This window comes from Isoptericola sp. NPDC057191, from assembly GCF_042670225.1.
Taxonomy (GTDB): domain Bacteria; phylum Actinomycetota; class Actinomycetes; order Actinomycetales; family Cellulomonadaceae; genus Isoptericola.
Window position 1 is genome coordinate 1 of record NZ_JBHUWC010000210.1, and the last position, 6698, is coordinate 6698.

General features: G+C 74.0%; 6 protein-coding genes. 3 read left to right on the top strand and 3 right to left on the bottom strand.

What is annotated here, in order from left to right:
• Positions 1-44: 44 nt before the first annotated feature.
• Together gdhA and purL are read right to left on the bottom strand one after the other, a co-directional pair.
• A complete protein-coding gene (gene gdhA / locus ACFT55_RS18225; RefSeq protein WP_380245260.1) occupies positions 45-1382 on the bottom strand; it encodes an NADP-specific glutamate dehydrogenase in 1338 nt (445 codons plus the stop codon).
• A 224-nt stretch (positions 1383-1606) separates the two neighbouring features.
• Positions 1607-3958, bottom strand: a complete 2352-nt coding sequence (gene purL / locus ACFT55_RS18230) for a phosphoribosylformylglycinamidine synthase subunit PurL (protein ID WP_380245261.1) — start codon at positions 3956-3958, stop codon at positions 1607-1609.
• Positions 3959-4247: 289 nt separating this feature from the next.
• On the opposite strand from purL, the gene ACFT55_RS18235 reads away from it, so the two are divergent.
• A complete protein-coding gene (locus ACFT55_RS18235; protein ID WP_380245262.1) occupies positions 4248-4766 on the top strand; it encodes a putative immunity protein in 519 nt (172 codons plus the stop codon).
• A gap of 9 nt (positions 4767-4775) precedes the next feature.
• Here ACFT55_RS18235 and ACFT55_RS18240 read toward each other — a convergent pair whose 3' ends face one another.
• On the bottom strand, positions 4776-5384 hold the full coding sequence (locus tag ACFT55_RS18240; protein ID WP_380245263.1) for a hypothetical protein: 609 nt from the start codon (positions 5382-5384) through the stop codon (positions 4776-4778).
• 265 nt (positions 5385-5649) lie between these two features.
• On the opposite strand from ACFT55_RS18240, the gene ACFT55_RS18245 reads away from it, so the two are divergent.
• Both ACFT55_RS18245 and ACFT55_RS18250 read left to right on the top strand, forming a co-directional pair.
• A complete protein-coding gene (locus ACFT55_RS18245) occupies positions 5650-6168 on the top strand; it encodes a hypothetical protein (RefSeq protein ID WP_380245264.1) in 519 nt (172 codons plus the stop codon).
• A gap of 105 nt (positions 6169-6273) precedes the next feature.
• The gene (locus ACFT55_RS18250) at positions 6274-6654 is read left to right on the top strand and encodes a hypothetical protein (RefSeq protein WP_380245265.1); all 381 of its coding nucleotides are present in this window, start codon (positions 6274-6276) and stop codon (positions 6652-6654) included.
• Positions 6655-6698: the final 44 nt, after the last annotated feature.

Below are 6698 nucleotides of genomic sequence, written 5' to 3' on the forward strand. Positions count from 1 at the left end.
GCCCCCGCCCGGGGACGCGCCGTCGTCGTTCCTGCGCCGCGGTCTCAGACGACGCCGAACGCGATCATCGCGTCCGCGACCCTCGTGAAGCCCGCGACGTTGGCGCCGACGACGTAGTCGCCAGGCGCGTCGTACTCGTCGGCCGTGGCGAGGCAGCTGTCGTGGATGTTGGTCATGATCTCGGCGAGGCGCGCCTCCGTGTGCTCGAAGCTCCACGAGTCGCGGGACGCGTTCTGCTGCATCTCCAGCGCCGAGGTGGCGACGCCGCCCGCGTTGGCCGCCTTGCCCGGGCCGAACAGGACGCCGGCGTCGCGCAGGAGCCCGACGGCCTCCGGGGTGGTCGGCATGTTGGCGCCCTCGGCGACGGCGCGCACGCCCTGAGCGACGAGCTGCTTGGCGTCCGCCTCGGTGAGCTCGTTCTGCGTGGCGCACGGCAGGGCGACGTCGGTGGGCACGTCCCAGATGCTGCCGTCGGTCACGAGGCGTGCGCCGGGGCGGCGAGCCACGTAGTCGGAGACGCGGCCGCGCTCGACCTCCTTGACCTCCTTGAGGAGGTCGAGATCGATGCCCGCCTCGTCGACGACGTAGCCGGAGGAGTCGGAGAACGTCACGACGCGGCCGCCCAGCTGCGCCGCCTTCTCGGCGGCGTAGATCGCCACGTTGCCGGACCCGGAGACGGAGACCCGCCGGCCGTCGAGGCTGTCGCCCCGCGTGCCGAGCATGCTCTGCGCGAAGAGGACCGCGCCGTAGCCGGTCGCCTCGCGCCGCACCAGCGAACCGCCCCAGGTGAGGCCCTTGCCTGTGAGCACGCCCGACTCGTAGCGGTTGGTGATCCGCTTGTACTGCCCGAAGAGGTAGCCGATCTCGCGCGCGCCCACGCCGATGTCGCCGGCGGGCACGTCCGTGTACTCGCCGATGTGGCGGTAGAGCTCGGTCATGAACGACTGGCAGAAGCGCATGACCTCACCGTCGGACCGGCCCCGCGGGTCGAAGTCGGAGCCGCCCTTGCCCCCGCCGATCGGCAGGCCCGTGAGGGCGTTCTTGAAGATCTGCTCGAACCCGAGGAACTTCACGATCCCCAGGTACACCGAGGGGTGGAAGCGCAGGCCACCCTTGTACGGGCCGAGGGCGGAGTTGTACTCCACGCGGAAGCCGCGGTTGATCCGCACGCGACCCGTGTCGTCCACCCAGGGCACGCGGAAGATGATCTGCCGCTCGGGCTCGCAGATGCGCTCGAGGACCGCCGCCTCCACGTACTGCGGGTTCTTGCGCAGCACCGGGCCCAGCGACTCGAAGACCTCGCGCACGGCCTGGTGGAACTCCACCTCGCCCGGGTTGCGGCGCAGCACCTCGGCGAACACTGGGTGCAGTCGGTCTTCCATGGGGCTCCTCCCGGTCGGTGAGACACGCGGCGCGCGGAGCCGGTGGACGGCGGCACGGCGTAGGCGAGTCCTTCGCAGGGTACCGACCGGCGAGACGCGATCTCACTTCGCGAGACGCCGTCCCCCGGCCCGCCGAGGTGGCGCAGCCGACCCCGAGGTAGCGCCGTGCACTACCTCGGGGATGGCCGTGCTACCTCGGCGACGCGGTGCGCGCGTCCAGAGGGTCAGCCGAAGATGCGCGGCAGCGTGCCCTCGTGCGCCTCGCGGGCCTCGGTCAGCGGGAGCGTGAAGGTCTCGCCGTCGAAGCCGCCGGCCACGGCGAGCGCGTCCCCGCCCGTGTGCCCCAGACGCAGCACCGGGACGCCGGCGGCCTCGGCCACCGCGACCAGCTCGGTCTCGTGCTCCGGGTCCACGGCCACGAGGGCGCGCGCGGTGGACTCGCTGAACAGCGCGGCGAAGGGCGAGACACCGTCGCGCCCGGTGACGCCGTCCAGCGCGACGTCCGCGCCGACGCCGTAGCGCAGCGACGCCTCGATCAGCGCCTGCGCCAGGCCGCCCTCGGAGAGGTCGTGCGCGGCCGCGACGAGCCCCTGCTCGCGCGCGGCGACCAGCACGGACGCCAGCGCCCGCTCGGCGGCGAGGTCCACGCGCGGCGGCAGGCCGCCGAGGTGACCGTGCTCGACGTCGGCCCAGGCGGAGCCGTCGAGCTCGTCGGCGGTGCGGCCGAGGAGCAGGATCGACAGGCCAGCGTCGCGCCAGCCGGACGGCACCGCCGTGCGCACGTCGTCGATCACGCCGAGCACGCCGACGACCGGCGTCGGGTGGATCGACGAGTCGATCTGCCCGGGCTCGCCGGTGCCGTTGTAGAGCGAGACGTTGCCGCCGGTGACGGGCACGCCGAGCTCCTGGCAGGCGTCCGCCAGGCCCTCGATCGCCTCGACGAGCTGCCACATCGAGTCCGGGTGCTCCGGCGAGCCGAAGTTGAGGCAGTCCGTGACCGCGAGCGGCGTGGCACCGGCCGTGGCGACGTTGCGGTACGCCTCGGCGAGCGCGAGCTGGGCACCGGTCCGCGGGTCGAGCTTGCCGTAGCGGCCGTTCGCGTCGGTCGCCAGGGCGACACCGCGACCGGTGGACTCGTCGACGCGGACCACGCCGCCGTCGTCGGGCTGCGCGAGCGCGGTGTTGCCCTGCACGAAACGGTCGTACTGGTTCGTGACCCACGCCTTCGACGCGAGGTTCGGCGACGCGAGCAGGCGCAGCGCGGTGGCGCGCAGCTCGTCGGCCGACGTCGGTCGCGCCAGGCCGGCGGCGACCGTGGTGTCGGCCTGGAGGCCGTCCTGCCACGCGGGGCGGGCGTACGGGCGCTCGTAGACCGGGCCCTCGTGCGCGACGGTCCGCGGGTCGACGTCCACGATCCGCTGGCCGTGGTGGTCGATGGTGAGGCGCCCGGAGTCGTTGACCTCGCCGATGACGGCGGTCTCGACGTCCCACTTGCCGGTGATCGCGAGGAACTGCTCGAGCTTCTCGGGCGTCACCACCGCCATCATGCGCTCCTGCGACTCCGACATGAGGATCTCGCCGGCGTTCAGGGAGGGGTCGCGCAGCAGCACGTCGTCGAGCCAGACGTGCATGCCGCCGTCGCCGTTGGACGCGAGCTCGCTCGTGGCGCAGGAGATGCCCGCGGCGCCGAGGTCCTGGATGCCCTCCACCACCTGCGCGGCGTACAGCTCCAGGCAGCACTCGATGAGCACCTTCTCCATGAAGGGGTCGCCCACCTGGACGCTCGGGCGCTTGGCGGGCACGCCGTCCTCGAAGGTCTCCGAGGCGAGGATGGAGGCGCCGCCGATCCCGTCGCCACCGGTGCGAGCACCGAACAGCACCACCTTGTTGCCGACGCCCGAGGCGTTCGCGAGGTGGATGTCCTCATGGCGCAGCACGCCGAGGCAGAGCGCGTTGACGAGCGGGTTGCCCTGGTAGGAGCTGTCGAAGACGAGCTCGCCGCCGATGTTCGGCAGGCCCAGCGAGTTGCCGTAGCCGCCCACGCCGCTGACGACGCCGTGCACGACGCGCGCCGTGTCCGGGTGGTCGACGGCGCCGAAGCGGAGCTGGTCCATGACGGCCACGGGGCGCGCGCCCATCGAGATGATGTCGCGCACGATGCCGCCCACGCCGGTCGCGGCACCCTGGTAGGGCTCGACGAACGACGGGTGGTTGTGCGACTCGACCTTGAAGGTCACGGCCCAGCCGTCGCCGACGTCGACGACGCCGGCGTTCTCGCCGATGCCGACGAGCAGGTGCTTCGTCATCTCGTCGGTGACGCGGTCGCCGAACTTCTTCAGGTGCACCTTGGACGACTTGTACGAGCAGTGCTCGGACCACATCACCGAGTACATGGCGAGCTCGGCGGCGGTGGGACGCCGGCCCAGGAGGTCGCGGATGCGCGCGTACTCGTCCGGCTTCAGCCCGAGCTCCGCGAAGGGCTGGGCCTCGTCGGGCGTCGACGCGGCGTGCTCGACGGTGTCGAGCTGCGGGCGGGGGGCGGACACGGCTTCAGCGCTGTCGGCAGCGGCGGTCATCAACTTCCCTCGGGTCGCACGAGTTCGAGCACGGGCGCCGGAATGCTCCGGGTGCTCGGACCGGGTGATCGCCGCACCGCCTCGCGGTGCCGGTATCCGGCGTCGGTCCGGGCGGGGGCGCCACACGGCGCGCCGCCAGTCTACCGGCGTCCGCCGGGGCCGAGGGCCTCCTCTTCGTCGGGACCGGTGTCGGGCTGCCCATGGCGCTGCGGACGCTCGGCGCCGCCGCGCTCGTGTGCCGCGTTCGTCCTGACGTGAAAGGCGTGACCGCCCCGGGCAGGATGGTCCCGTGCCGATCCTGCCGACCGATCGCGACCCGCGCCTCATCACCGTCCGCCGGGGCGGGAGCCTGACCGACGAGCACCACCGGCTGCTGGCCGGGTGGGCGGTGGCCTGCGCCGAGCACGTGCTGCCGCTCTTCGAGCGGGAGGTGCCCGACGACCCGCGCCCGCGCGACGCGCTGGAGGTCGCCCGCGGCTGGATCCGCGGCGAGGTGCCGATGCGCGAGGCGCACCGCACCGCCTTCGTCGCCAACGCGGCAGGGAAGGGGCGCCCCGACCCGGCGCGGTTCGCCGCCCTCGCCGCCGGGCAGGCCGTGGCGGTGGCGCACGTCGCCGCGCACGACCTGGGCGCGGCCGCGTACGCGATCCGGGCCGCGAGCGCCGCTGCGCCCGCCCCCGAGGCGGAGGCCGCCCGTCGTCGTGAGCGCGACTGGCAGCGCGAGCGCATCCCGGCCGGGCTGCGCGACCTGGTGCTCGACGACCAGCGGGCGCGCAGCGCGATCTGCTGGGACGTCTTCGACGACTGACTTCCGCGCTCAGCCCTTCGCCGCACCCGACGCGAGCGACGCGTGAGCCGGGCCGGGCGGCCGGCCGACGGCGACCGACGGGTCCACGGCCGTCGCGACCGCCGCCGCCGCGCCGAGGAGCAGGCCGACCCGCGTGTGCGGCAGCCGCAGGCCGCGCGCGCGCCACCGCTCGCCGCGGCGGTAGGCCCACTTCTCCCCCGCGACCGCGACGGCCGCCACGACGGCCACCGCTCCAGCGGCCACCCCGGCCACGACCGTCAGCGCCGGCAGCGGGTCGGCGTCACCAAGGTCCGGCGCCCCGTCCGCCTCGTCCAGCAGGACGTTGTCGTCCCGGACGGTGGGGGCCGGGTCGGTCTCGTCCACCCCGTCGCCGTCGCCGACCTCTCGCAGGCCGCGCAGCTCGTCGCGCACCTCGCGGGCCCCGACGAGGGCAGAGCGGCCCTCGTCGGTCGCGACCGCACCGAGCGCCACCCCGGCGGCGAGCACCCCGGCCTTCGTCAGGGCGCGCGCCCACCGGGGCCCCACGACGTCCGGCACGGCGTACCAGGCCAGCGTGGTGAGGCCGGTGATCACGATGCTGCGGGCGTCGGCCCGTCCGTGCTCGGCCGGCGTCTCCATGGTTCACCTCCGGGTGAGGGGGTCGATCGTGGCGCGGTGCTCCGAGGTCGTCGGACCGCCCGTGGGAGAACGGGCGGCACGCGCGCCGAGTTCCGGCCCCCGAGGACGGACGGCCGCGACCTGCAGAGATGACCCCGCCTTGACCTTTGTGCCGCTTTCTTTGACCTCGGCCACGATCGGGTGACGCTTCTGCGTGAGCCACGCCACGACAGCGGCATCAAGAGCCAGATTTTTGCCGACTACCACAAGGTGGTTTGATGCGCACGTGGAACTGCTCCGAACCTTTGCCCCGGGCGCCTTCGCGTACGGACTGGCGTCCTGGTCGTGGCTGGGGGTCCACGGCAAGACGCCCCGCTTCACGACCGTCTTCGGCGACGTCTTCCTCGAGTCCCTGGAGGGCTGGTGGTTCCTCGACACGATCGAGGGGTCGCTCGAGCTCCGGTGGTCCAGCGCCGTGGAGATGTACACCGAGCTCGACTCCCCCGACGGCCGCACCGACCTCCTCCTGGAGGGCCTGTGCCGCGAGGTCCTCGAAGCGGGCATGCTGCCGCGCGCCGACGAGGTGCTCGCGTTCTCGCCGCACCCCGCGCTGGGCGGCCGGCTGCACGCCGACCACGTGGCGCCGGTCCGCCTCGAGCTCGCGCTGCGCCTCACGGGAGAGATGCACCACCAGCTGCGTTCGGCGTTCGACGGCACGCCGTCGCCCCTCCTCCTCGGGCACGACGGACCCTCGCAGCCGGCTCCCTTCGCCGTGTCCGCCTGGCGGGAGAACCCGGGACGCTGACTGTGACGCACCTGTGACCTGCACGGCCGTCCCTGCGGATGCACGACCGCCGCACCTGTCGTCTCCTGGGAGAGGCACGGATGAGGCGGACCGTGGGAGGTAGGCATGAGACGGGTGCTCGTCGTCGGGCTCGTCGTCGGGGTGGTGGACGGGGCTCTGCTGGGCGCGTCGGCCGCGCTCGGCTGGACCTGGGTGGCGTGGGCCGCCCTGCTGCTCGGGCTCGGGGGAGCCGCGCTGGCCGCCCTCGCGACCCCACCGCCGCGCGTCGCGCGCCCGGCCACCGTGACGCTCGGGCTGCCGCTGCGGGACGAGCAGCCGGCCGAGCAGCACGTCGTCGAGCAGGGGGTCGAGGAGCCCGTCGCGGAGCCCGTACCTGCCGCCACCGTCCCTGCCGTCGCCCCGGCCGGGACCGAGAACCCTGGGGCCGTCGTCGAGGAGTACCCGCGGCCCGTGCGCGCCGGCGACCCGGCCCCGGCGGCCGCCTGACTGCCCGCCCGTTCACGCGCGAGGGGGCCCGCCGAGACCAGGTC